The 26074-nt window shown below is 37.7% G+C and carries 20 protein-coding genes and 1 tRNA gene; 6 read left to right on the plus strand and 15 right to left on the minus strand.

Annotated elements, in window-relative coordinates; genetic code table 11:
- Positions 1 to 59: 59 nt before the first annotated feature.
- Both AWM74_RS00200 and AWM74_RS00205 read right to left on the minus strand, forming a co-directional pair.
- Complete coding sequence (locus tag AWM74_RS00200) at positions 60 to 1121, minus strand: BMP family lipoprotein (protein WP_026466114.1); 1062 nt, start codon at positions 1119 to 1121, stop codon at positions 60 to 62.
- Positions 1122 to 1432: 311 nt separating this feature from the next.
- A complete protein-coding gene (locus tag AWM74_RS00205) occupies positions 1433 to 1957 on the minus strand; it encodes a PTS sugar transporter subunit IIA (protein WP_026466115.1) in 525 nt (174 codons plus the stop codon).
- A 205-nt stretch (positions 1958 to 2162) separates the two neighbouring features.
- Between AWM74_RS00205 and AWM74_RS00210 the strand changes: the two genes are divergently transcribed.
- Complete coding sequence (locus tag AWM74_RS00210) at positions 2163 to 2993, plus strand: undecaprenyl-diphosphate phosphatase (RefSeq protein ID WP_026466116.1); 831 nt, start codon at positions 2163 to 2165, stop codon at positions 2991 to 2993.
- 65 nt (positions 2994 to 3058) lie between these two features.
- Here AWM74_RS00210 and AWM74_RS00215 read toward each other — a convergent pair whose 3' ends face one another.
- The 8 genes from AWM74_RS00215 to AWM74_RS00250 all read right to left on the minus strand — a co-directional run bounded on the left by AWM74_RS00215 (position 3059) and on the right by AWM74_RS00250 (position 13057).
- Positions 3059 to 4414: an aspartate kinase gene (locus AWM74_RS00215; protein ID WP_026466117.1), complete on the minus strand. Its 1356-nt coding sequence runs from the start codon at positions 4412 to 4414 to the stop codon at positions 3059 to 3061.
- Between the two features lie 184 nt (positions 4415 to 4598).
- Positions 4599 to 6035, minus strand: coding sequence for a glycogen synthase GlgA (gene glgA / locus AWM74_RS00220; protein WP_026466118.1), 1437 nt, complete (start codon positions 6033 to 6035; stop codon positions 4599 to 4601).
- 34 nt (positions 6036 to 6069) lie between these two features.
- The gene (gene glgD, locus AWM74_RS00225; protein ID WP_026466119.1) at positions 6070 to 7269 is read right to left on the minus strand and encodes a glucose-1-phosphate adenylyltransferase subunit GlgD; all 1200 of its coding nucleotides are present in this window, start codon (positions 7267 to 7269) and stop codon (positions 6070 to 6072) included.
- 1 nt (position 7270) lies between these two features.
- The gene (locus AWM74_RS00230) at positions 7271 to 8398 is read right to left on the minus strand and encodes a glucose-1-phosphate adenylyltransferase (RefSeq protein ID WP_026466120.1); all 1128 of its coding nucleotides are present in this window, start codon (positions 8396 to 8398) and stop codon (positions 7271 to 7273) included.
- 104 nt (positions 8399 to 8502) lie between these two features.
- Positions 8503 to 10398 carry a 1,4-alpha-glucan branching protein GlgB gene (gene glgB, locus AWM74_RS00235; RefSeq protein ID WP_051218308.1) on the minus strand — a complete coding sequence of 632 codons (1896 nt, stop codon included), beginning with the start codon at positions 10396 to 10398 and terminating at the stop codon, positions 8503 to 8505.
- A gap of 97 nt (positions 10399 to 10495) precedes the next feature.
- Positions 10496 to 11782 carry an alkaline phosphatase family protein gene (locus AWM74_RS00240; protein WP_026466122.1) on the minus strand — a complete coding sequence of 429 codons (1287 nt, stop codon included), beginning with the start codon at positions 11780 to 11782 and terminating at the stop codon, positions 10496 to 10498.
- 343 nt (positions 11783 to 12125) lie between these two features.
- Positions 12126 to 12500 carry a lactoylglutathione lyase gene (gloA, locus tag AWM74_RS00245; protein WP_016897050.1) on the minus strand — a complete coding sequence of 125 codons (375 nt, stop codon included), beginning with the start codon at positions 12498 to 12500 and terminating at the stop codon, positions 12126 to 12128.
- A gap of 119 nt (positions 12501 to 12619) precedes the next feature.
- Positions 12620 to 13057 carry a DUF1801 domain-containing protein gene (locus AWM74_RS00250; protein WP_026466123.1) on the minus strand — a complete coding sequence of 146 codons (438 nt, stop codon included), beginning with the start codon at positions 13055 to 13057 and terminating at the stop codon, positions 12620 to 12622.
- 148 nt (positions 13058 to 13205) lie between these two features.
- Here AWM74_RS00250 and AWM74_RS00255 point away from each other — a divergent pair, with 148 nt between their 5' ends.
- A complete protein-coding gene (locus tag AWM74_RS00255) occupies positions 13206 to 14183 on the plus strand; it encodes a YIP1 family protein (RefSeq protein WP_060774334.1) in 978 nt (325 codons plus the stop codon).
- Positions 14184 to 14215: 32 nt separating this feature from the next.
- Positions 14216 to 14298, plus strand: a tRNA-Leu gene (locus AWM74_RS00260).
- Between the two features lie 177 nt (positions 14299 to 14475).
- On the opposite strand, the gene AWM74_RS00265 is transcribed toward AWM74_RS00260, so the two are convergent.
- The 3 genes from AWM74_RS00265 to AWM74_RS00275 all read right to left on the minus strand — a co-directional run bounded on the left by AWM74_RS00265 (position 14476) and on the right by AWM74_RS00275 (position 18918).
- Positions 14476 to 15111, minus strand: a complete 636-nt coding sequence (locus AWM74_RS00265; protein WP_016897047.1) for a CBS domain-containing protein — start codon at positions 15109 to 15111, stop codon at positions 14476 to 14478.
- A gap of 84 nt (positions 15112 to 15195) precedes the next feature.
- Positions 15196 to 16407, minus strand: coding sequence for an ABC transporter substrate-binding protein (locus AWM74_RS00270; protein ID WP_026466125.1), 1212 nt, complete (start codon positions 16405 to 16407; stop codon positions 15196 to 15198).
- A gap of 363 nt (positions 16408 to 16770) precedes the next feature.
- The gene (locus AWM74_RS00275) at positions 16771 to 18918 is read right to left on the minus strand and encodes a Tex family protein (RefSeq protein ID WP_026466126.1); all 2148 of its coding nucleotides are present in this window, start codon (positions 18916 to 18918) and stop codon (positions 16771 to 16773) included.
- Positions 18919 to 19268: 350 nt separating this feature from the next.
- On the opposite strand from AWM74_RS00275, the gene AWM74_RS00280 reads away from it, so the two are divergent.
- From AWM74_RS00280 to AWM74_RS00290, 3 genes are all read left to right on the plus strand, one after another.
- Entirely contained in the window at positions 19269 to 21983 is a 2715-nt protein-coding gene (locus AWM74_RS00280) for a cation-translocating P-type ATPase (protein ID WP_026466127.1), read from the plus strand.
- A gap of 198 nt (positions 21984 to 22181) precedes the next feature.
- Entirely contained in the window at positions 22182 to 23495 is a 1314-nt protein-coding gene (locus AWM74_RS00285; protein ID WP_051218249.1) for a DUF1576 domain-containing protein, read from the plus strand.
- Positions 23473 to 23820, plus strand: a complete 348-nt coding sequence (locus tag AWM74_RS00290; RefSeq protein WP_026466129.1) for a hypothetical protein — start codon at positions 23473 to 23475, stop codon at positions 23818 to 23820. Before AWM74_RS00285 ends, AWM74_RS00290 begins: the two co-directional genes overlap by 23 nt.
- 82 nt (positions 23821 to 23902) lie before the next feature.
- On the opposite strand, the gene gorA is transcribed toward AWM74_RS00290, so the two are convergent.
- Both gorA and AWM74_RS00300 read right to left on the minus strand, forming a co-directional pair.
- Positions 23903 to 25255, minus strand: coding sequence for a glutathione-disulfide reductase (gene gorA / locus AWM74_RS00295; RefSeq protein WP_026466130.1), 1353 nt, complete (start codon positions 25253 to 25255; stop codon positions 23903 to 23905).
- Positions 25234 to 25941 carry a hypothetical protein gene (locus tag AWM74_RS00300; protein WP_026466131.1) on the minus strand — a complete coding sequence of 236 codons (708 nt, stop codon included), beginning with the start codon at positions 25939 to 25941 and terminating at the stop codon, positions 25234 to 25236. Before AWM74_RS00300 ends, gorA begins: the two co-directional genes overlap by 22 nt.
- Positions 25942 to 26074: the final 133 nt, after the last annotated feature.

Here is a 26074-nt window from a genome sequence, read left to right on the forward strand (position 1 = left end):
CTATCCAAATTAAAAGCGTCAGCCAATTTGACTGACGCAATGTACTTTTCTATACCCGCTTACTCTGCTGAATAAGAGAATTCTGGAACGTCAATTTCACCATCAATGATTTGTTGTTTCGCATCTTCAATTGTTGCCCAAGTTTCATCATCAAGGTTCCCTCTTGTGATATCAACTGTTTCATCTGCTAAACCGTATTCTACCAACTCACCACCTGGGAATTCAGTATCCATTGTTTGCTCAGTAATGGCAACGATAGCAGAACCAGTATCTTTGATTGTAGAAGTTAAGGTAAAGTTACCACCTGCCCATTCACCTTCTTCAGTTTGGTCACGGTCAACACCGATTACCCAGATATTTGCTTCGCTATCTGCTTCAAGACGGTTACGTGCCTCAGTGAAAACACCATTACCTGAACCACCAGCAGCAGTATAGATGACATCTGCGCCACTTGTATACATTGCATTGGCAATTTGTTGACCTGTTGCAGCATCACCGAATGATTCAACATACTGTGCATCTACTTCAATTGATTCGTCTACATGAGCTACCCCAGCTCTAAAACCAGTTTCGAAACGGTCGATACCAGGTGTTTTCATACCACCAACAAAACCAACTTTACCTGTTTCAGACGTTGTTGCTGCTGCGATACCTGCTAGGAAGGCAGATTCTTGGTCTTTAAAAGTCATTGATACAACGTTTGGTTGGTCTACTTGTCCATCAATAAAGGCAAATTGTTGGTCTGGATTAGCAGGTGCTACTTCATTAAAAGTATCTTCTAACATGAAGCCCATACCGAAGATGATGTCATAACCATCCGCAATCGCAGTATTGAAGTTTGGTACGAAATCAGATGAATCTGTTGATTCGTAATATTGTACTTTATTGCCAGTTTCTTCTGACCAAGCTTGCATACCTTCCCAAGCTGATTGGTTAAATGAACGGTCATCAACCCCACCTTCATCTGTGATCATACCAATAGCGTAATCACCAGTAGCTTCGGATGTTGCTTGAGAATCTGATTCACTAGATGTATCAGTTCCAGCATTTTGCCCTTGACATGCTGCTAAAGCAAAAACAGAACCAGCTAATAAAACGATGTTTTTAAATTTTGTAGACATGTTACTCCTCCAATAAACGAATGTTATATTTTTAAAAGTTTTTAATGTTCGTTTCTTACAAGAATTATATTACGTTATAAATCAGAAAAAGTAAAGTTATTTTATAAAAATAGTTCGTATTTTTAATCATTTTTCTCACTTTACAATTTTAACGTATCGTTGTAATCGTTTCAAAAACGAACATTTTTCTAATAATCTTGGAGTGACTTGTGAAAACAGTGCTATCACAATACTTTCGCTATTTTTCAGATAACAAAAAAGCCGAGGCATATAGGCCCCGACCTTGATTTGAATAAATATTCGTATTTAAACTAGCTGTTTGCTGTTACCGAACCTACTTCTGTACTATGTTTAACTTGGCCAGATCCAGTTAATTGTAAGTTAGAAAAGTCTTCTAAATTAGTGAATACGACAACGATTGATTTTCCTTTACCTGCAGATGCTAATTGGTCTAAATCAACAGTGGCGATTTGGGTACCAGCACTAACTTGGTCTCCCTCAGCTACCGTGACATTAAATGGTGCACCATCTAATTCAACAGTATCAATACCCATATGAACTAAAACTTCTACATCATCATCTGTTTTGATATAGATAGCGTGTTTAGTTGGAAAAATACTCATTACAGTACCTGCAACTGGTGCATAAACGTCACCTATTTCAGGTTCTACAGCATAACCGTCACCCATCATTTTTTGTGAAAATACAGGATCATCTACTTGATCGATAGATTTAAATTCGCCCGTTGCAGGAGCAAATAAAGTTTCTGCTACTTGAGAACTATTCGGTTGTTTTGTAGTTTCCTTCTTCTTATCTTTTTTAAAAAAATCAAACATATCGCTCGCTCCTTAAGTATTCATTTTATTGACTACTTTAATCATATCACATTCGTAAAAATAATGACAACCTATCCCTGAAGCGATTTCACAGATTTCAAATATAAAGACTTTTTAAAGTTATGATGATTTTTTGTTTTCTTTCTTATTTTCATTTATACTGAAATGAGAAATTATTTTATTTTGAATGAAGGGAAATTGATAAATGTTAGATACATTAAAGGTCATTTTATTTGGTATCGTTGAGGGGATTACCGAATGGTTACCGATTTCATCAACTGGACACATGATTCTTCTTGAAGAATTCATTACATTAAATGTACGTCGAGAATTTTGGGATATTTTCTTGGTCGTTATCCAGCTAGGTGCAATTTTAGCCGTTGTATGGATTAACTTCAACCAATTAAATCCATTCGCACCAAGCAAATCCCAAGCAGAAAAAGAGGAAACTTGGATGACTTGGTTTAAAGTAGTCGTTGGGTGTCTTCCAGCTGCTATTGCCGGTCTAATATTAGACTCATGGATGGAAGCAAACTTAATGAATTGGTTTGTTGTTGCAGTTATGTTAATTGTCTACGGTATTTGGTTTATCTGGATTGAAAACCGCAACAAAAACCGGCAAGCAAAAATCAACTCTATGGCGGAAATGACATATATGGACGCCTTCAAAATTGGTTTGTTCCAAGTATTGTCACTAGTTCCTGGTACATCTCGTTCAGGTTCAACCATCTTGGGAGCAACGATCGTTGGTACGTCTAGACCATTAGCAGCCAACTTCTCATTCTTTATGAGTATTCCAATTATGTTCGGTGCTTCAGCACTAAAATTGGTCAAAGCTTTCTTAGATGGTTTCGTATTCACAGGTACAGAAATCTGGCTATTACTAGTTGGTATGGTTGTAGCATTTGTCATTTCAGTCTTAACTATTAAACTGTTCTTGAAATACATTAAAACTAATGACTTCAAGGTATTCGGTTGGTACCGTATAGTCCTTGGTATTGTGGTTATCTTGTACTTCTTACTATTTAATTCATAATATTCGGATTTTTATCCAAATGAAAAGGAGTGGCCTGGCCACTCCTTTTTCGTACGTATTGAATTTTAGTTGAAAAATTCACTGTAAATGGCGCGAACAGCGTCATCTTCTCTTTCTTCAATTATGCCAAACATAATAGAAATCTCAGATGAACCTTGGTTGATCATTTCCAAGTTGATCCCTGCTTCTGACAAGGCCTTTGTTGCTCGGGCAGTATTACCGATATTTTCTATCATACCTTCCCCTACTAACATCACTAAGCTTAGGTTGTCGCGTTTTTCAATCGAATCCGCTGCTGTTTCAGCTTTGATTTCAGCTACCATTTCTTCGAATTCTTTTTTCGATAAGGCATCTTCTTTAAAAATAACATCGATATCATCGATACCAGATACGATATGTTCGAATGAAACGTCATATTTTTCAAGGACAGATAAGACGCGACGAACGAAGCCAACCTCTCTATTCATCATATATTTTTTTATGTAAACAGAGGCAAATCCGCTTGTTGATGCAATCCCTGAAATCGCTAGTTTATTTTTTGGACGTGTTCGGGTAATCAAAGTGCCCGGTGCTTGTGGTTCATTAGTATTTTTTACCGCTACAGGAATATCAGCGATGAATGCTGGTTGCAGAGCTTCATCATGGAAAACGGAGAATCCAGCGTAAGATAATTCACGCATTTCTGAATATGTCAGCTGCTCAATCGCGACAGGATTATGGACTACTCCAGGATTTGCGGCATAAATAGACGAAACGTCGGTAAAGTTTTCATACATTGAAGCTTTGACACCGTTTGCGACAATCGCACCAGTAATATCAGAACCCCCGCGAGAGAATGTAACTAATTTGCCGTCTTTCGTGTAACCAAAGAAACCAGGGATGACGATGATACCATCACGTTCGCGTAATTTGTATAAATTTTGGTAAGACTCTGGTAAGACCCGCGCTTGACCAGGATTATCTGATAAGAACAAGCCTGCATCTTGAGGATTTAAGTAAGAGGCCTCATAACCTAATCCAGAAAAATAAGCGGCAATTAATTGCGCATTTGCATCTTCACCAAAGGCTTTAATCGCATCCACAAAATAAGCTGGTTGGTCTGTGATATCCGAACTAATTAATTCATTTAATTGGTTGGAAATGTCATCGATAATGGCTAGATTCATTTCTAACCCTTCAGCTGTATCTCTAAAGCGGTCTACAATTTTATTAAAAGTAGCTGATGCATTTTCACTATCGTGCAAGATTTCAGCAGCCAAGTCAATTAACAAATCGGTCACCTTGATGTCATCCTTATCCCGTTTACCAGGTGCGGAAACAATCACCACTTTACGGTCAGCGTCACCAATTACAATATCTTTCACTTTCACCAGTTGTTCAGCTGATGCAACTGATGAACCTCCAAATTTTACTACTTTCATCTTTTCATTTCATTCCAATCCAATTTTAATGTATTATGAGCTATCTTATCATAAAAATGAGGCTCTATACAATAGGAAAAGAGGTTGAAACCTATGTGTCTCAACCTCAGTAATCATCCTATGTAATGAAAAATATTCAATTTGCCAAAATAATTGGCTAGCAAGCTTAAATCATTTTGCGAAATTATAACAAGTCTTCATATAAACGGATATACTCCTTAGCCGGTTCAGTCCAGCTAAAGTCTGTCGCCATAGCTTGGTGAATCAATTGGTACCATACATCCGGTTGGTTTTCGTAAATATCCAAGGCATATTGGATAATATGAGCGAAAACATCCCCAGTAAAGATGTTAAATGAGAAGCCGTTACCTTCACCAGTATATTGATTGTATGGTTGAACGGTATCTGATAAGCCACCAGTTTCGTGGACAATTGGTAAAGTACCGTAACGCATGGCAATCATTTGTGATAAGCCACACGGTTCAAATGCACTAGGCATCAAGAACATATCAGAACCTGCATAAATTTGTTGGGCTAATTCGACATCAAAATCTATATAGGCGCAGAATTCCCCAGGATACTTCCATTCGAAATAACGGAATGAGTTCTCAAACGCTTCATCACCGGTACCCAACACAACAATTTGAATATTGAAATTTGTGAGTAGATATTCAGCTTTTTCTTGTAACAACTGCATTCCCTTTTGATCAGTCAATCTGGTAACTACCCCAAGTAAAGCAACATCCGGGTCTACACTTAGGCCAACTCGTTCCTGTAAGGCACGTTTATTGGCTGCTTTACCCGTCTGAACTGTTGATGCATCATAATTTTCAACTAAATTAGGATCCGTCTCTGGATTGTTTTGTTCATAATCTATCCCATTAATAATGCCTGATAACTTCCAAGCATTATAACGTAATTCACTGTCTAGTTTTTCACCAAATTCAGGTGTTTGAATTTCGCGTGCATAATTCGGACTAACTGTTGTTACCTTGTCAGAGAAATTAATACCGCCCTTAAGATAGTTTACTTGGCCTTCCTTTTTAACCCCATTTTCATGGTATAAAGCATAGGTGGTGTTAAAAATATCTTTTAAGACAGATTCATTTTGCCAACCTTGGAAACGAATGTTATGGATAGTTAATACCTTGCGGATATTTCGGTAGCTATCTACCCAATGGTATCGATCCACTAATAAGGCAGGAATCATGGCTGTTTGCCAGTCATTTACATGAATGATGTCTGGTATAAAATCCACTTTTTCCATCATTTCAATCACTGCGATATCAAAAAATCCAAACCGTTCTCCATCGTCATTTTGGCCGTACAATTGGTCTCGGTCAAAATACGCTAAATTATCAATAAAGTAATACTGAACGCCACCAAGTGTTAGCGTTTTTACCCCAACATAGGCTGATTTATAACCTAATTCAACTCTAAAATGGGTGATTTCAGTCAGTTGCTCCTTGAATCTTTCAGGCATTTGTGTGTAATACGGCAATACCACTCTGATATCAACACCTTGTTTGCGCAATTCTTTTGGCAAGGCATAGGCAACATCACCAAGCCCACCCGTTTTGAAGAACGGCGCACCCTCAGCGGCGACAAATAAAACTTTCATATGATCACCCTTCTCTCGTCTTTTTATCTATTACTTAAAATCCTTTGACTTTTTTAAACTTATAAGCTGGGGGTTGGAATGTCTCGTCTGATGCAGCGACATAGGTCCCTTTTGGAATCACAACAGGTTCTTCCGGTGTTCCAATGATGACTGCACCTGGCTCTACCTCAACTTTTTTGTCTAAAATAGCATATTTTATACTTGCACCCTTACCAATTTTCGCACTTTGGAAAATGATAGAATCTTCTACCTTAGCATTTGGTGCCACTTCCACGTTACGGAAGATATGAGAATGTTCCACTTCACCATAAATTTGACAACCTGTACCGATTTGTGCATTAATGACATCTGCATGGCTACCATAATAAGTTGGCGAACCATTATGTGCTTTTGTAATGATAGGTTGATCACCTTGGAATAGTTGGGTAAAGTATTCACCGTTTAGCATTTGCATGCTGACATCATAGTAAGATTTTACAGAATCTACGTTACCGACGTATCCTTCATAAAGATAACCAACTGTTTTATAGTCGTCCATGTATTCAATGATAACGTCATCTAACTCTTTGTAATAGTTATTTTCTTCGGCGCGGTCAATCATTTCAAGCAACTTGTCTGTTCGAACCAGTGCCATGTTCATATCATAATTAATAGTTGCTTGAGAAATCGGTGTAATCCCTTCTTTAGAAAGGCTCTCAACATTTTGGTCATCATCTAAATGAATGATGTATTCGTTTGGATGGTATTCAATAAGTTCACGCGGTACTTCAGCGTAAACACGAACGATATCAGCATCGCAACCATCAAATTTTTCAATCACTTCATCTAGATGGACATTGGCTACTATTTTGGCACCTGAAACAAATACATACTCTGCATTTGATCGTTCAATAAATAAGTGATGGTCATCATAGAAGGGGCCTTTACGACTCGCTGCTTCATATAAAGCACGTTTATGGTTCATTTGTGAGAAGGTAAAAATCCCACCAGTGTAATTATCAAAGTTCCAGGCCTTACCTGAACGGATATGGTCATATACAGAACGACCAGTTTCAGCCATAAATAAAGCGGCAGAACGCACACCTGCGTGCGATAAACTTGATAAATAGAAGTCTAGGATACGGTAACGACAAGCGAATGGTAAGTTGGCAATTGGTCTATTGTCTGTTAAAGGCATTAAATCAGTTGTCGATTCATTCAAATTTAAGATAGCTGTAACTCTATTTTTAACCATATTAATTACCTCCAACTACTTCTTCATAACCAATAACGGCGATATTATCAGGGGTACCAATGACTTCAGACCCATCAGAAACAACGGCATCCTCACCTAAAATCGCGTATTCAATTTTGACATTTTCACCAATACTTGATCCCTTCATAATGATTGAGTTAGCAATTATCGAATCTTTCCCAACTAATACATTTGGAGAAAGGATTGAGTTTTTAATACTGCCACGTATAATACAACCATCACAAATCATGGCATTTTCAACTACAGATTCTGTTGATAAGAATTGTGGTGTGGTTATCGTATTTCTTGAGAAAATTGGCCAACCCTTGTCGCGGATTTGTAATGGATGTTCTTGATCAAGCACTTCCATATTTGCTTCCCATAATGAGTCGATTGTACCTACGTCTTTCCAGTAACCATCGAATGAATAAGCAAACAGTTTCTCATCATTATTTAAATAAGCAGGAATAACATTTTGACCAAAGTCTTCCATGCCTTCAGGGTCTTGCGTTAAGTATTCACGTAATTTGTCCCATGTAAAAATGTAAATTCCCATTGAAGCTAAATCACTCTTTGGATTTTCTGGTTTTTCTTCAAACTCAACGATTTTTCCTTCGTCATCGGTGTTCATGATACCAAAACGAGAAGCCTCATTCATAGGTACTGGTTTAACGGCAACAGTACAATCGGCGCCATTTGCCTTATGCGCTGATAACATCGGTGCATAGTCCATTTTATAAATATGGTCTCCTGAAAGAATTAATACATATTCAGGATTTTTACTATCAATAAAAGACACATTTTGATAAATGGCATTTGCCGTACCATTAAACCATTTTTCTCCATCACTAGAAGAATAAGGTTGTAATACGAAGGCACCACCATCGCGTGTATCTAAGTCCCAAGAATCACCATTCCCAATATGGTCATTCAAAATCATCGGTTCATATTGTGTCACGACACCAACAGTTGTAATCCCAGAGTTCATACAGTTACTCAAGGTAAAATCAATAATTCGATATTTACCACCAAAAGGAACAGCTGGCTTAGCAATACTTTTTGTTAACTTTCCTAAACGAGTACCTTTACCACCGGCAAGAATCATAGCAATCATTTCATTATTTAACATAGTAGCGGAGATAAACTCCCTTCCCCCTTTTTTCATAAGGCACCCACCCAAATATGGAGGGAGCATGACATTTCAACGAAAACTGTAGTAACAGATCAACCACTTTAATGGTTTTTATTTCTTGTTGTTTCAGGCGTTGGTTTGATATTTACTGGTTCAAATGCTATTGCTGCTAGAGATGGTAGATTGATTTCTAGTGAATGTGGTTGGCCTTTATGTGGGACCGCCACTGTTTCAAAGTTTGTGGTTTGACTCACCCAATTACCACCAAATGTCTTCATCTCGCTATTTAAGACCACTTGATAAGTACCTGCATACGGTACACCGATTCGATAGTGACTACGTTCAACAGGTGTAAAATTGAAGGCACATACCAACAAGGCATCCGCTGCTTTACCATGGCGTATAAATGATAAGGTGGTTTCTTGATCATCATCAGCTTCGATAATTGTAATACCAGCTTTTTGGTTATCTTGCTCGTGAAGTGCAGGCGTCTCTTTATAAAGCCGGTTCAATTCAGCAACGTAAGATTGGAATTCAGTGTTAAACTCACGATCTAGAGATGACCATTCTAACCCTTCATAGAAACGCCATTCCAAGAATTGACCAATTTCATTACCCATGAAGGATAATTTTTTACCAGGATATAGCAGTCGGTAACCTTCAAGGACACGCAAGTTTGCAAACATCTCATAGCGGTTATGATTCGGCATCTTGCCTAGTAAAGACTGCTTACCGTGTACAACTTCATCGTGAGAGAAAGGTAAAACAAAATTCTCATCATGCATGTACATGAAAGTAAAATTAATTAACTTGTAGTTAGAGCTTCTACCTAAGGCATCAATCCCGAAGAATTTCAAGGTGTCATTCATCCATCCCATATTCCATTTAAAGTTAAATCCTAGACCACCTTGGCTAGCCGGTTTCGTTACCCCGCTCCAAGCGGTAGATTCTTCAGCAATCATTAAGTAAGATGGGTCTCTGAAAAGAATTTCTGTATTGAGTTTCCGTAAAAATTCAAGCCCTTCCAGATTAACGTTATGTCCGTATTTATTCGGCACCCATGGTCCAATGTCATAATCCAAATACAACATATTTGAAACTGCATCAACTCGGATACCATCAAAATGGAAAGTTTCGAGCCAAAATACAGCACTAGAAATTAAGAATGACTGGACCTGCTTACGCCCTAAATCGAAGTTTTTAGTCCCCCAACGTACGTTTTCAGCACGATTCGGATCTTGGTATTCAAAAGTTGCTGTGCCATCATAGTTAGCTAAAGCATCATCATTTACCACAAAGTGACCTGGTACCCAGTCAACGATGACCCCAATCCCTGCCTGATGACAGGCATCTACGAAGGACATTAATGGCCCAAAATCATGACCAAAACGACCAGCAATAGAGAAATAACCCGAAATTTGATAACCCCAAGAGGCTTCTAATGGGTGCTCCATTAAAGGCATAAATTCAATATGGGTATAGCCCATTTTTTTAACGTAAGGAATCAATTCTGTTTGTAGGTCAGCAAAAGTATAGGCCGAACCATCTTCGTGTCTATTCCAAGATGACATATGCACTTCATAAATATTTATCGGACTAGCAAACATATTGGATTGCTGTCTTTCTTTGATCCATTCTTGATCGTGCCACTCGTAAGTTGGGATGTCTTGTATCACAGAGGCGTTCTTTGGTGGCACTTCACCAGCAAAGGCAAAGGGATCTTGCTTTTCTCGTTTAACGCCATCATAATCTTCAATAACAAATTTATAAAGGTCCCATTCTTTTGCATCTTGCATAAAAATAGTCCATGCACCGGTATCAGCGACCTTATCCATTCGCAGTTCTGCCCAATCGGAAAAATCTCCTTCCAAGTAAACACACTTCGCATTCGGTGCCCATACAGTAAACTGGTAGCCATCTTGGTCATTATTAACTTGTTTCTTAGCTCCCAGAAATTTAAACGCTTCAAAATGATTGCCAATATTAAAATAATACATTTCATCGACCAAGCTTCTATCCTGGATTGATGAGTTTGCTTCTTTTCCTTTAGACAAAATGACTTCCTCCTTACTTAATAACAAATAATATTATTTGCTACTTAAAAATCTGACCTAACACTTTTCCTTCTACTGGCGTTTTAAATGCTAAATCTAACATGGCTAGCATTGTTGGGCCTTCGTCTACCAAACGCCCACTGGCTAAAGTTTCACCAACTCTAATCTTAGGACCTTTTGCCATAAACATTGTCGTATACTTTTCTTTTTTAGGACTATAGCCGTGACTCGCTTTTAATAGCTTGACGCCTGGAATATGTTTATTGGTATCTTCCATTATTGGTCTTTCAACGTCACTTTCAAAGTAATAACCTTCGCTTGCTTCGATTAAGGCAAAACATTCAGGGTCTGCACCTAAAGCGACCGCCTCATCGCGATTATAAAAGGTTTCGATGTATGGTTTTAAAGGTGCTAGTATTTCTTTAAGTTGTACCATTGTGAATGCATCATGATCTTTCACATAGATATAGCAAGACCCGTCCGCCGCTTTTGCATAGACTTTATAATCTTGAATTTCATTTTGTGCTTTTGTTTGAATTAATCCAGCTTCTTTAAATAGATGATTCGGTCTTATAACGACTTGGGTATCAATTTGATAGTGATCACCTAATAAGACGATATGGGCTTCTTTATAGGCAGGCGTTGTTTCAATCGCATGAAATAATTGGCCTAAATGTGCGTCCATTCGCTCAATGGCCGCCTTAGCTTCAGGTGATTTCACGCCAAAACCATGCCGTGTAGAATCAAGGTCAACAAGGTGGATTGCCATCACATCTGGTTGTTCATTTTCAATAGTATCGACTGCTACTGCAGTTACAAAGTCGTCTAATTCTGGTTGTTTAATCCCTGACCGTAAATGACCAAATTTATGATTCTTTTCAATGAGGTATTTAGCTGATGATGCTAATAGGGATACCGCAACTTGAGAGTGCCATTTCCGGTTTGCGAAAATTTCTGCAATATTATAATCAATTGATTTACTTTTACCGGTAACAGGCCATAGGATTGTTGAAACACTCAAACCATTTTCACTTGCGATATCGAATAAGGTTGGTGTTTTAATATATTGAGTATACCAGTGCCAATCAGGAGAAATCCGGTTGGGTTGTAAGAGTGTGTTGTTTATAATGCCGTGATCTTTGGGGTATTGACCTGTCACAATTGAGGTATGACACATATAGGTTAGGGATGGGTAAACTGATTCAACTGCCTCTACTAACGCTGCTTCTTGACGGAATTTCTTGAAGTTTGGCAGCGTTAAGGCATAAGCTAAATCCTCCGTTCCAAAAGCATCTAAACTTACTATGACTAACTTCTTACTTGGCATTAATTAAATCCCCCTGATATTATTACTGTATTCTTTATTATAACTTAAAAATCAATTCCAGCGAAATGAAAAAGCTTTCATTTTTAGATAAATAAAAAAGCGAGAACAAAAAATGTCCTCGCTTTCCAAGACTAGGGTCTAAGCTGTTCACACCAGCTTTTGACCAAGTACCCACTTCCCGTGGTGATTTTCATCGTGTACTTTCTTTAACTACATGCACAGACTTACAATATGCTGTGCGTGTCGCCTCATCGCATATTGAAATTCTAACATGAATTCACTTAGAAAACAATCCTTTTTTGTCGGATAAAGCTTTAATCGTTAAAGACCTTGAATTTAGTTATTATAACCGAATCACTTCAATTTTGTAGCCATCTGGATCAGTCACAAAGAAGTATCTTGGTTTGGTATCCCCTGGTAATTGTTTAAGGTCAGTAACATCCAAACCTTTCTCGCTTTGCGATGCATGAAGCGCTTCTAAATCTTCTACAGCAATCGCAACATGACCATAGCCATTTCCTAAGTCATAAGCCTCTGAACCGTAGTTATAAGTCAACTCTAACTCATAATCATCACCTGGTAAAGATAAATAAGTCAATGTAAATTCGTGTTCTGGAAAATCTTTTTCTTCTGCAATTTCAAAACCAAATGCTTCTTTATAGAATGCTTTTGAAGCTTCTAAATCTTTCACACGATAACAAGTATGTGCCATTTTCATTGATCCCATCTCCATTTCAATTTCAATTTCAAGTTTTTAATATATAGTTATATTTTATCAAAGATAGTTTAAAAGGTTAAACGATATCTCCTATTTAAGATAAAAAAATGCAAATACTTTTATATTCTATCGATTGTCTTGAAGTGACTTTGCATATATTGATATCCTTCGCGAATAAACTCTCTCAGTACCCCTTCATCAATGTCAGCTAATTTATTGACATAAACACAAGAAACACCCGCCTTATACTTACCAATTATATCTAAAAATTGTTGCGAAATTTCCTTATCAAATTTTAGGTACAGAGAAAATCGTGCTTTTTGGATCGAAAATCCAGTCATTGGCCAAACGCCTTCGATGCCAGAAGTGGTCGTATATTCGTAAATACCATAGCCTATGATCGATGGCCCCCACATAACCGGTTCTTCCCCTGTTTCTTCGGTGAAAATCTTTAATAGCTTTAACCCATCTTCTTTTTTTGTTTTCGACACATCTAATGCTTCTATATGTTCTTTGGGATCAACTTTTGTTGGTAAAGTTTTTTGTTGATAGGTCATATTTTACTCCTTAAAAAAACACTAAAATTCTTGGTAATTGTACTGTCCTCTACAAAACTATGCTATCATGGATTGAAGTAAATCACACTTTTAAACCCGTAAATATTGAAGGGAAATTGTGATGAATAGATGAGGAGCAACGATAACTATGATATGTCCAAACTGTCAGTCGACAATTCTAGCAGATACAAAAATTTGTCCAAATTGTGACTATATTTTTACCCATCGTGAATCGGATGACGACTTACATGATACGATTGAAATTCCTGTAGCTTCATTTGCGGATACAGTATATGATGATGAAGACGACCACCATGAGGCTTACGAAGAGTACCAAACCTCTCCAATTCAAAATGCAGCTTATGCGAATGGCAATACCAACTCTTCTGATAGCAATGGTGACAATAAAGACGAGAAGAAGGCTAAAAAACCATTATTTTCTTTTGTCAAAAACAATAAAAAGACAAAAACTACTGATAAAGGTGGTCCTAGTCGCCGTCAAAACAAACAAGATGGTAACCGTCTCACTTCTTACATAGCTTATCTCTTGTCCTATATCAAAAAACCAATACAATCACCTACCACTAACGAATTAAATAAGAATCCAAACCACGGTATTACAAGCTTATTGCTACTTGCAATATTAAATACTGTATCTATTACTTCTCTTGCCAATTACCTCGTTTCTCATTACGAATGGTTTGCGGATTTATCTGTCTTACCAAACTTGAATTTTGAATTTGTTGCTTGGCGCTTTGGTTTAAAAACATTCGTCTTTCTAATTATTTGCCTGTGGTTATTACCAGCAATTATTCACCTATTCAATCGGAATAATGAATCCGAAAAAATGAGTAATAATGTATGGCTGACCCATTTCTTCGGTATGAATAGTATCTCAGTAGTTGTCGCTATCATTTGTTTCTTAAGCTCATTACTAGCGCCATTGATTTTCATGATTATTGTGCTATTATTGACTTTAATGCAAATTGCCTTATTGATCATTACCATGACGATACATTTCTTGCAATCAGGTAATGTTAGCAAATCAAAAGCCTTCTATACTATTTTGGGTGTTTTACTACTATTCTTCTTAGCAATCATTTTCTTAGTTGGTTTAATCTATTAATTTTCACTAGACTTCATTAGAAGTCTAGGTTCGCGGCTATGGCGGAACGGCAGACGCGCTGCCTTGAGGGGGCAGTGAGAGTATTCTCGTGCAAGTTCAAATCTTGTTAGCCGCATATGTACTTTTTATGAATAAAAAACAGCCAGACACCCCAATTTAAAAGGACTTTGGCTGTTTTTTTTGGATGAAAAAACTCTAGTGAATAAGATAAATATCGTCGAAAAATGCCGACTTAATTTATACAAAAAGCGGTCCAGATGTTATAGCTGAACCACTTTTCTTCTATATAACATTATAGTGTAACAACTTCATAACCAGCTGTTTCAATAGCTGCTTTAGCATTATCACCTTGGCCAGCATGAACTTGAATTGTAATTTCAATACCATCTTCATCATTCACAAAGATATGCGATACACTTACACTCGCGTCAGCAAGGACTTTCGTAATATCTGAAAGGACTCCTACTCTATCTTCGACAACTTTTACGACGATACGGCTACCTTCATCACCTGGTGTATAACCAGATAAGTCAATTAAGGCTTTGAATATATCTTTATAAGTTACAATCCCTTGGACTTTTTTATTTTCATCAACAATTGGTAACACGCGAAGGTTATTCGTACGCATATATTCCGCTGCCTCTTCTACCATCCACTCAGTAGTGGCAGTTGCTGCTTTCTTGTCCATGAATTTTTCAACATCCGCTTGAGAAAGGATATAGTTTAATTCGTATACACTTAGACTTGTCGCATCTGAAGCAGATTTTGCATCAATAATGTCTTGTGTAATTAACCCAACAAATTGACCATTCTTTGTAACTGGCAGATTATGAATCTGGTGACTTTCCATTTTGGCCACAGCTTCTGTTACAGAAGTCTCCGGTGAAACAGTGATCACATCTTTACTCATATATTGTTTAATTTTCATGAAGAACCCTCCCTATTTATCAATATTTTTTAAGTGCTTACATATATTTTATCATTTACTTGAGTAAAGTACAGATTTTTCACCTTATTCTGGTTCAATTACTGTAACATTTTCTGTTGGTTCGCCGTTAACTACTTCTTGAATATAAGCCGGTGCAGATACGTTATGTTCTTCATCGAAGGTAATATCATAAGCGATACCTTCAAATCCTTCCGTTGCGCCAATAGCATCTTTGATGGCAGTTGGGTCTGTAGAATCGGCTTCATCAATCGCGTCCATCACCATATTTGCAGCGTCATATGCTACTGCAGAGAACATATCTGGTTGAGTGCCGAATTTTTTAACATAAGCATTATAGAAGTCTTGAACATCTTGGTCAGCATCTTCTGTATATACGAAATGGGCTACGTAATAGACATTGGTCATATTTTCAGCACCTGCTAGTTCGACAATATTTTGGTTACCCAAACCATTAGGACCAACAATCGCAATATCGATACCCATTTCTCTGGCTTGTTTAATAATTGGACCAGCTTCTTGGTAGTAACCTGCAATAAAGATTACATCAGGGTTTTGAGATTTAACATTTGTTAGGACTGAGCTGAAGTCTGTATCACCAGAAATATATGACTCGTCAATGATCACGTCACCGTCAAAGTTTTCAATGAAAATATCTGTTAGGTTTTGACCATAATCAGTCGAGTTATCTTTCAGTACAGCGGCAGTTTCATAGTCATTTTGGTTGGCAAACTCAGCGATAGCAGCTCCTTGGAAAGAAATTTCAAAACTTGTCCGGTAGAAGTATTCCCAGACCTCACCCGTTTCTGAGTTAATAGTTGCATTATCTACTGTAGTCGTTGCGGATACAAATGGCACTTGGGCATTTTCAGCCACTGGTTGGGTAGCAAAAGTTAAGGCCGCTGTAGCCGGTCCAAGGACGACTGAATTGCCTTGCTCAATTAAATAAGTCATACCTGTAGCTGCTTCTTCTGGTGCACCTTGATTGTCGTATGACTGATAGCTCACATCTTTACCGTCGATCCCGCCCTCTTCATTCCTTTGTTCAACGGCCAATTGGACAGCATTATCTTGGACCACACCATATGCCGCAGTAGCACCGGTTAGTTCCCAAAGTCCGCCAATATTTACCGTATCTGAATTGCTGGTTGACAACTCTGAAGAGGATGATGAATTTGAATTATTAGAAGTAGCAGTAGTTGCTTGTGAGCAACCAGCTACTATAATAGAAGCCGCAAAGATCGTCGTTAGCATTTTAGTAAATTTCATGTTTTTCATAAAAGATTTCTCCCATCTATTTGTAAATATTGTCTCCAACCCAAACATCAACCAAAGAGCTACATCTAACAACTTAGCCAAATAAAAAACGCCGACTCATTCAAACGGGCCGGCGTCTAAGCTAAGAGCCCGTATTTCACGAGAAATAGGACTCTACAATATATGGTAGAATCCTCAGTTAGCTAATAATAATAATAAATTTTGATGTGGGAAAGCAGAAACAAATTCCGCTTGCATATTTGAATGTACAGTCATCATTGTTTCTACCTTCCTCTCTTTAAGTTAATTTAAATATAACAAATAAAACAGAATAATCAAGTGTTTTTTAATTTAATTTTAATTATTTTCTAATTTTAAGAAAGTTTATTTAATTTCAAGCATGCTTAAGCCAATTCGACCTTTTTTCTCGTCTACTTCTGATACCCAAACTTCAACAATATCACCTACAGAAACGATATCACTTGGATTACTTACGAATTTTGTAGACATTCTCGAAATATGGACTAAACCATCTTGTTTGACACCAACATCGACAAAGGCACCAAAATCCACAACATTACGCACTGTACCTTGTAATTTCATCCCTACTTTTAAATCTTTCAGTGAAAGAACATCAGATCTTAAAATTGGCGCAGCGACGTCTTCACGTGGGTCACGTCCTGGTGTCATTAGTGATTTTTGAATATCCACTAAGGTCGCTTTACCAATACCATATGTTTCAGATAAGGCATCTAAATCGAAATTGGCAATTGTTTTTCTGGCTTCTTCACTTTGTAGTTCTTCTAATGAAATACCTAAGTCTTTCAGAATTGCCTTAACTTCCTTATAATTTTCAGGGTGTATACCTGTATTATCTAAAATGTTGTCGCCACCTGTAATACGGATGAAACCAACTGCTTGTTCATATGTTTTTGGTCCTAAACGCTTTACCTTACCTAATTGCTTGCGATCAGTAAACACACCATTTTCGTTTCGGTACTCAACGATATTTTTAGCAACTGTCATCGATAAGCCGGCAACATGGCTCAATAATGAAGCAGAAGCTGTATTTAAGTTGACTCCAACCCGGTTAACCACAGTTTCAACAGTGAAATCTAAACTTTCAGCAAGTTCTTTTTGAGAGACATCATGTTGGTATTGCCCTACACCAATGGCTTTAGGTTCTATTTTTACCAATTCAGCTAATGGGTCTTGCAAGCGACGCGCGATAGACACGGCTGAACGCTCTTCAACGTTATACTCAGGAAATTCTTCGCGGGCAATTTCACTAGCGGAATAAACTGAAGCGCCAGCTTCATTAACAATGCTATAAACCAAGTCTAAGTCATTGTCTTGGATTTGTTCAGCAACAAACTGTTCAGACTCACGACTTGCTGTGCCGTTACCAATCGCAACCATTTCTACATGGTAAGTCTTGATTAACTCGATAAATTTTTTGCTGGCTTCAGCTTTTTTGTTGACCGGTGCATGCGGATAAATTACGGTTTTAGCTAATACTTTCCCAGTTGCATCAACAACAGCTAACTTACAACCTGTTCTAAATGCTGGGTCTAATCCTAGGACCACACGGCCTTTCAATGGTGGTTGCATTAATAAGTTACCTAAGTTCGTTGAAAAAGTGTCAATTGCATGTGTTTCAGCTGTCTCAGTTAATTTAGAACGCAATTCTCTCTCAATAGAAGGTTTTAAGAAACGATCTAAGGAATCTTGAATAGCCGCTTGGATTTCGCGCGTTGACACTGGGTGGCCTTTGATAAAACGGTGTACCAAGTGTTCAATGATTGGAAATTCATCAGCTTCAATAGAAACATTTAAAATCTTCAACTTTTCAGCCCGATTAATCGCTAATACCTGATAAGGTTTCAGGTTTTGGATATTTTGGCTAAAATCGTAATATATTTCGAAGATAGCTTTTTCATCTTCCGCATTTTTACGTTTTAGACTGGTTAATTTACCTTCTTTTAAAGTATATTTACGTAACCATAGACGAATATCTGCATCTTCTGCAATCCATTCAGCCATAATTTCGTGTGCCCCATCCAAGGCCATTTTAGTGTCTTGAATTTCGTCATTTAAGAATTTTTCAGCTTCCGCTTGAACATTACCTGTAGCTGGAGATGAAAATAACCATTTGGCAAGGTCTTCTAAACCATTCTCTTTGGCAATAGTTGCCTTTGTACGACGTTTTTGTTTGTACGGCGCATAAAGGTCTTCAACCGTTTGTAAAACTGTCGCTTGTTTAATTTTTTTAGCTAGGTCATCTGTTAATTTTCCTTGTTCTTCAATATTTGCAAGAACCGATGCCTTTCTTTCCTCTAATTGTTTCGTATATTGGTAAGCATGTTCAATTTCTCTAATCTGAACCTCGTCTAATGACTGCGTTACTTCCTTACGATAACGAGCGATAAAAGGTACTGTATTGCCCTCTTCTAGCAATCCCAATACATTTTCAATTTGCTTTTTATTAAATGGTAAGCTTTGATTAATAATTTGAATGTAAGATGACTCCATATTCAACACCTTTCTTTTTTCACGAACAATTATTATACCCCAAAAATGGTGCTTTTGCCATTCAACAAATTTAGACAGTCTTTGCGCATTTTAATTTCAGTTAATTATTGCAATTCTATCTTAAATAAAATATAATTATCTTAACTTAAACAGTTCCATGAGGGAGTAATCAGCGATTATTGTATCGTGGCGGCGCCAACATATACGGCAGATATCTGCTGGTGCCGTCTTAAAAGATGAGACTTATGGCTACTTCTCTACTTGGAGGAGTAGTCATAGGTCTTTTTTTTGAAAGACAACCTCTGGATCCTGCTTTAGGGATAATAATTTAAAGGATGGAGAGATGATTAATGTCAGAAGAAAAGAACAATCAGTCTTTTTTCACTCAAGATGCTGATCAAGTCTTCACATCATTAAATTCTTCTACTGAAGGTTTATCTGATGCTGAAGCTGCCAGTCGCTTAGAGAAGAACGGACCGAACGAAATTAAAGAAGGTGAACGCAAGTCAACCTTACAAAAGTTCTTGGATCAATTTAAAGATTTAATGATTATTATCTTATTAATCGCTGCAGCACTTTCATTAATTTTAGAAGGTTCTCACGGTTTGGTAGATGCAATTATTATTCTTGCGGTTGTATTAATTAATGCAATCATGGGTGTTGTTCAAGAAAATAAAGCTGAGGATGCTATTGACTCTCTTAAGAAAATGTCTTCACCTAAAGCAAACGTTCGTCGTGATGGCGAAGTTAAAGCAATCGATTCTAAAGAAATCGTTGTTGGTGACATTGTAATTCTTGAAGCTGGTGACGTTGTACCTGCCGACTTACGTCTATTTAAAGCAAGTTCATTACAAATTGAAGAAGCTGCTTTAACTGGTGAATCTGTACCAGTTACTAAAGATACTGCCACTGTTGAAGGTGACGCTGGTATCGGTGACCGTTTAAATATGGGGTTCTCTTCTACTAACGTAACTTACGGACGTGGTGAAGGTGTTGTAACTGCAACAGCTATGGATACTGAAGTCGGTAACATCGCTGAGATGTTAGAAAACGCTGAAGGTAAAACAACACCATTACAAGAAAATATGAACGGGTTAACTCGTTTCCTAACTTATGCAATTGTTATTATTGCCGTTGTTATTTTCTTCCTAGGTTTATTGCGTGGATTTGACTGGATCACAATGCTATTAACTGCAATCTCAATTGCTGTTGCTGCACTTCCAGAAGGTCTACCTGCTATCTCAACTATTATCCTTGCATTAGGTACTCAAAAGATGGCCGACCGTCGTGCCTTGGTACGTAAGTTACCTGCTGTTGAAACACTTGGGGGTACTGAAGTTATCTGTTCAGATAAAACTGGTACCCTAACTCAAAACAAGATGACTATCGAAAAAGTTTACTACAATGGTGAATTACACGATGCATCTGAAGACATTGACCATAACGAACCTGTTTTCCGAGTTATGAATATGGCCAATGACTCTACAATCGCTAAAGATGGTTCATTAGCTGGTGACCCTACTGAAACTGCAATGATTCAATTCGGTTTCGACAAAGGTTACGATGTACGTGAAACAATCAAAGTTCAACCTCGTGTTGGTGAAGTACCATTCGATTCAGATCGTAAAATGTCTACTACTGTTCACGAAACTTTAGGTGAAGAGCAATCACACGGTAAATACGTTTCAATGACCAAAGGTGCGCCAGACGTTATTATTGAAAAATGTACACACTACGTGAACAACGGCGAAATCTTACCATTAGATGAAGCTGCTCGTAAGGAATTATTAAATGCTAACCACGGTATGGCTATCCAAGCATTACGTGTATTAGGTATGTCTTATCGTTACATTGATGAATTGCCTGGTGAGTTCAACACAGAAACTTTAGAGCATGATTTAATCTTCGCTGGTATGGTTGGGGAAATTGACCCTGAGCGTCCAGAAGCTAAAGCCTCTATCGCTACTGCAAAACAAGCGGGTATCCGTACTGTTATGATTACTGGTGACCATAAAGATACTGCCGCAGCTATCGCAGCTCGTTTAGGTATCATTGAAGAAGGTCAAGAAGAAGCAGTTACAACTGGTGCACACTTAAACGAAATAACTGATGAAGAATTAGCAGCAAATGTTGAACAATATTCAGTTTACGCACGTGTATCTCCAGAACATAAAGTACGTATCGTATCTGCATGGCAATCAAAAGATAAAGTTGTTGCGATGACTGGTGACGGTGTTAATGACGCGCCTTCATTGAAACAAGCTGATATCGGTATTGGTATGGGTATCACCGGTACAGAAGTTTCTAAAGGTGCTTCTGACATGGTACTTGCTGATGACAACTTTGCGACAATCATCACTGCAATCGAAGAAGGACGTAAAGTATTCTCAAATATCCAAAAAGCAGTTCAATTCTTACTATCTGCTAACTTGGGTGAGGTTATGACTTTATTCGTTGCAACAATGCTTGGTTGGACAATCTTAGAACCTATCCATATCTTATGGATCAACTTAGTAACTGATACATTCCCTGCAATTGCATTAGGTCTTGAAGCAGCGGAATCTGATGTAATGGAACACAAACCTCGTGGGCGTTCTGGTAACTTATTATCAAATGGTGTATTACCATCAATTATTTACCAAGGTATCTATGAAGGTGCTGTAACATTATTTGTATTCTGGTACGGTCGTTACCAAATGGGTGTGCCATTGGAAGATGCAGAAGCTATGGCCTTCTTAACATTAGCATTCATCCAGTTGTTCCACGCTTACAACTCTAAGTCAGTATTCAAGTCACTATTCGCTTCAAATCCATTCGACAACAAGTGGTTAAACTTCGCAGTATTAGCTTCAACAGTATTGATGTTAATTACTGTATTCGTACCTGGTCTAAACGACGCCTTCGGTACTGTTCACTTGTTAGGTGACCCAATGGCACTGCAAATGTGGATTGTAATTCTATTAGCTGCTGCTTCTGTAGTACTTTACGTAGAAATCGGTAAATTTATTATCCGTGCTACTGGTTGGGATGAAAAATTTGATGCTGGGTCAGAATTAAACAAATAACAATTTTATCTATTTGCTTTTTAAGCTACAAAGGGCTGTGACACTTCCGTCATAGCCCTTTTACATTTTGTCATATGATCTGTTTTTCCTGAGTTTATCTCATTATATACCTTTGCAATTTATGCTTGTCTACCTATCAACTTCTTGCTAATATAAAAATATAAATAAATTCTATTCTAATAATAAAGGTGGTTTTAAATGCGTAATACGATCAACAATCAACTACATCGTTTTTTATATCTATTCTTCGGTAAAACTGAAATAAAACCCTTATTCTTCTATACAGTAGCAAGCATTTTTATATTATTTGGCCTAAGTGTTCAATCGCCCAGTTCTTTGATATCTGGTTATTGGACAATCCTTTTATCGCCTAGTAATCTAATTACGGACTACTTTGAAGTTGGTGGAATAGGTGCAACTTTTTTTAACGTAGGAACTTTAACTTTAGCCAATACTTTTTTTATACATCGTAACGCCCCTAAAATTACTGGTCCACTTTTAGCTGCATTATTGACAGTTATGGGATTTTCATTCTTTGGAAAAAACTTGTATAATTCGATTCCTTTTCTAATCGGTACTTATCTTTATAGCAAGTATTCTGATACGCCGATTGCCAACTTACTATTGGGTGCCCTTTTTTCATCTGCACTAAGCCCAGTAGTATCCTTAATCACATTTGGCCAGGGATTGCCTATTTTCATAGGGATGCCAATTGGTATAATGGCGGGTGTAATTATTGGTTTCGTAATCCACCCAGTTTCAGCCAGCTTTCTACGATTCCACCAAGGATTTAATCTATATAATACTGGCTTCACTGCTGGCGTTATTGGTTTAGTGATTGCATCGATTATGCGGGTTTTTGAATTACCAGTAACTTACGACATTGAACCACAACAATTATCTAGTTCGCTGGTTACTTGGTTCTTTATCCTCTTTTCACTCGTGCTTTTCTTATCTGGATTTATCTTGAATGATTATTCATTTAAAGGGTATATGAAATTACGTAAATCTTCTGGACAGTTAATTTCAGATATTGTAATTGAATTTGGTACACCTATTACATTAATGAATATGGGTATCCTTGGTTTTATTGCTATTGGATATGTGCATATTGTTGGTGGTCAATTAGAAGGTGCAGTTGTCGGCGGTGTCTTGACTGTCGTAGGTTTTGCAGCGTTTGGTAAACACCCATTTAATGTTATTCCTATCATGGCTGGTATATATTTGATGCAAATTGCCATGCATATCGACAATCCTAATACAACTAGTGCACTATTAGCCGCATTATTCGGTACTACCCTTGCGCCAATTGCTGGACATTATGGATGGGGAGCAGGTCTTATTGCTGGTGCCTTACATGCAGCCGTTGTGAATAACACCGGTAATGCCCACGCCGGATTAAATCTATATAATAACGGCTTTTCTGGAGGGTTCGTCGCAGCCTTCCTTGTCCCTATATTTGATGTCATAAAGGAGAGAAATAACGAACATGAGAGAATACGCAAAGGTTAATCGTATTGTATCAGAATTTATGAACTTATTTGATGACTATGAAATTAATAAATATCAAATGGATTTATCCATTGCGACCGATAAACAATCTACTTCTGTCATTAAATTTGACGGTAAAAAAGCTGATCTTCCACAATCTTTTATTGATCAATTAGATGACCTAAATGCTAAAAGACAACCTGAAATTGAATATTATTATGAAGACCTTCTAGGCATTCGTAATGATACTTTTAATACAGAAATTTTGGCTGCGGTTATCGATTATGTTACTTTTGATGTTACAGATACAGGTTTCCAGATTTATATTGAACGGGTATATCACTAGACTGAAAGTGCGCCTATTTTTAAAAATAATAAAAAAACGTCTATATGGACTACAAGTCCACTATAGACGTTTTTAATTATCTTTATCGCATCGTTACAAACTCTTCAGCACCTGTAGGATGGATGGCAATTGTTTGGTCGAATTGTTTCTTGGTTAAGCCTAAACGAACACCGACCGCAAAACCTTGCATCATTTCTTCTATGGCATAGCCAATCCCATGAACGCCTACAACCACTTCATCGTCGCCTTGGGTAATCAATTTCAACCGGGCTGGTTGGCGATTTTCTGAAACTGCTGAATACATTGGCGTGAAGTTTGAAGTATACACTTTCACCTTGTCCGCACCAAATTTTTCTTTAGCTGCCTCTTCTGAATAGCCAATAGATCCGATTGCTGGGTGGGTAAAAATGACAGTTGGTACTGTGTCATAGTCTAATAAGTACCGGTCAGCACCGTTAAAAATGGTATCCGATAAGGTTCTACCGGCCATAATCGCTACCGGTGTTAATTCAACTTTACCAATAACGTCACCAAAGGCATATAAGCCTTCCACATTGGTATTATGGTAGTCATCCACTTTGATGTGTCCAGATGTTGTTAATTCAACATCTGTATTTTCCAAACCGATATTATCAGTATTTGGTGTACGTCCGATGGCGTAAATCACTTTTTCAGCATCAGCATGTTGGCCATTTTTAAAGTTTACACGAAGTGAACCATCAGCTAATTGTTCAATGGATTCAGGATCGCTTTCAGTCAGCAATTCAATGCCCGTTTTCTTCATTTCATCAACTAAGACTTCGATAATTGCTTCATCATAGCCTCGTAAAGGACGGTCATGTCGAACAGCTTGGCTTGTTTTGACACCTAGGCCATTTAATACGCCCGCAAATTCGGTTGCCACATAACCTGCACCAATGATTAAGACGCTTTCTGGTAAAGTTTCCCATTCGAAAAAGTCGTCAGAAGTATCTACTAAATCAATACCCGGTAGGTCAATTAAACGTGGTCGGCCACCTGGAACGATGGCGATATGTGGGGCTGTATATTGAACGCCGTCAACCTCTACTGTGTGGTTGTCGATAAATTTCGCTTCACCCGCTAAATAATGGGTCCCACGAGATTTAAAACCAGATGCATAACCACCATGAATGCGGTCAATATAAGCATCTCTATTGGCTTTTAATACAGGGTAGTCAACTGGACCTTCTTCAGTGAAGTTTAGGCCGTATGCAGAACCGTACTCGTTAATCTGGTCTCTGAGCATCGTGCCATGCCAAGAAATCTTCTTAGGTACACAACCTCTATTTACACAGGTACCACCAACATCTCTTTTCTCGATAATTAAAGCTTTAGCCCCATATTCAGCGGCACGGTTTGCTGATGCGATACCAGCACTCCCACCACCGATACTTATATAATCATATCTTTCCATTCATCCCACTCTTTTCCAAAAATTTGTTTTTTCTTACGTTCTTCAGCTTCTTTAGCTTGTCGTTCTAAAAAGATTTGTCTCGATTGATTGGTTTCAATCGCAATATCTTTCGTAAAATCGTCCACTTCATTTATTATTTCGTCAGTAGACGGCTCTATTGTCGTTGCTTGGATCGGCTCTAAATACACATAGGCATTCGTTTGTTTAGCTGGAATGACTGCATTGTATTTACCGTGATTGTCGTAAACTTTAAAATATAAATCATTTTGCTCGTCATATGCGTAAGCATAGGCAATTAGCCAATGGTTTTTATAGGCGGAACCTAAATATTTTAAGGTACCAACGATGACTGGTGCTTGGTATTGATCAATTAACTTAGGCACTTCAATATCCGGTAACAAGCCTGATTTCGCACGGTAATTTTCGAAATTGAATACCGAATTTAAGCCTGTTTCCACATTCCAATAAAAAGTCCCATTATGTAGGTGGTAGTCGTCGACAACTTTTTTAAAGGCATTAATTAGGTCCTGTTTAGCCATCCAATGGTTGGTGTCCCTAAGCACTGTAAAGTGTGTTAATACCGCAGCACAATAGGTGCCACAGATACCTGGACTACCTTTGTTTATCCAAGACTTGTAAGGTTTAAAGGCCTTTTCATCAAGTCCGGTCCAAATGAGTTTTTCCATATCCGTCCCTCCAATCAATATAACTTATTATATCATTATTCAACCTATCTTTTAATTATAGTGCTTATAGAATAGGAATTCACTCCTTGCCCGCACCACAAATTAAAGGTCTTAAAAATCTGATAATATTGCG

It is taken from the genome of Aerococcus urinaeequi (assembly GCF_001543205.1).
In the GTDB taxonomy this organism is placed as follows: Bacteria; Bacillota; Bacilli; order Lactobacillales; family Aerococcaceae; genus Aerococcus; species Aerococcus urinaeequi.

Coding starts and splice junctions, on each gene's coding strand:
- AWM74_RS00210 (WP_026466116.1), top strand. CDS start 2,163: ATGTTAGATACATTAAAGGTCATTTTATTTGGTATCGTTGAGGGGATT.
- AWM74_RS00270 (WP_026466125.1), bottom strand. CDS start 16,407: ATGAAAAACATGAAATTTACTAAAATGCTAACGACGATCTTTGCGGCT.
- AWM74_RS00205 (WP_026466115.1), bottom strand. CDS start 1,957: ATGTTTGATTTTTTTAAAAAAGATAAGAAGAAGGAAACTACAAAACAA.
- AWM74_RS00230 (WP_026466120.1), bottom strand. CDS start 8,398: ATGTTAAATAATGAAATGATTGCTATGATTCTTGCCGGTGGTAAAGGT.
- AWM74_RS00200 (WP_026466114.1), bottom strand. CDS start 1,121: ATGTCTACAAAATTTAAAAACATCGTTTTATTAGCTGGTTCTGTTTTT.
- AWM74_RS00275 (WP_026466126.1), bottom strand. CDS start 18,918: ATGGAGTCATCTTACATTCAAATTATTAATCAAAGCTTACCATTTAAT.
- AWM74_RS00290 (WP_026466129.1), top strand. CDS start 23,473: ATGAGAGAATACGCAAAGGTTAATCGTATTGTATCAGAATTTATGAAC.
- AWM74_RS00255 (WP_060774334.1), top strand. CDS start 13,206: ATGATATGTCCAAACTGTCAGTCGACAATTCTAGCAGATACAAAAATT.
- AWM74_RS00215 (WP_026466117.1), bottom strand. CDS start 4,414: ATGAAAGTAGTAAAATTTGGAGGTTCATCAGTTGCATCAGCTGAACAA.
- gloA (WP_016897050.1), bottom strand. CDS start 12,500: ATGAAAATGGCACATACTTGTTATCGTGTGAAAGATTTAGAAGCTTCA.
- gorA (WP_026466130.1), bottom strand. CDS start 25,255: ATGGAAAGATATGATTATATAAGTATCGGTGGTGGGAGTGCTGGTATC.
- AWM74_RS00250 (WP_026466123.1), bottom strand. CDS start 13,057: ATGACCTATCAACAAAAAACTTTACCAACAAAAGTTGATCCCAAAGAA.
- AWM74_RS00280 (WP_026466127.1), top strand. CDS start 19,269: ATGTCAGAAGAAAAGAACAATCAGTCTTTTTTCACTCAAGATGCTGAT.
- AWM74_RS00300 (WP_026466131.1), bottom strand. CDS start 25,941: ATGGAAAAACTCATTTGGACCGGACTTGATGAAAAGGCCTTTAAACCT.
- glgD (WP_026466119.1), bottom strand. CDS start 7,269: ATGGTTAAAAATAGAGTTACAGCTATCTTAAATTTGAATGAATCGACA.
- AWM74_RS00240 (WP_026466122.1), bottom strand. CDS start 11,782: ATGCCAAGTAAGAAGTTAGTCATAGTAAGTTTAGATGCTTTTGGAACG.
- AWM74_RS00285 (WP_051218249.1), top strand. CDS start 22,182: ATGCGTAATACGATCAACAATCAACTACATCGTTTTTTATATCTATTC.
- AWM74_RS00265 (WP_016897047.1), bottom strand. CDS start 15,111: ATGAAAATTAAACAATATATGAGTAAAGATGTGATCACTGTTTCACCG.
- glgA (WP_026466118.1), bottom strand. CDS start 6,035: ATGAAAGTTTTATTTGTCGCCGCTGAGGGTGCGCCGTTCTTCAAAACG.
- glgB (WP_051218308.1), bottom strand. CDS start 10,398: ATGTATTATTTTAATATTGGCAATCATTTTGAAGCGTTTAAATTTCTG.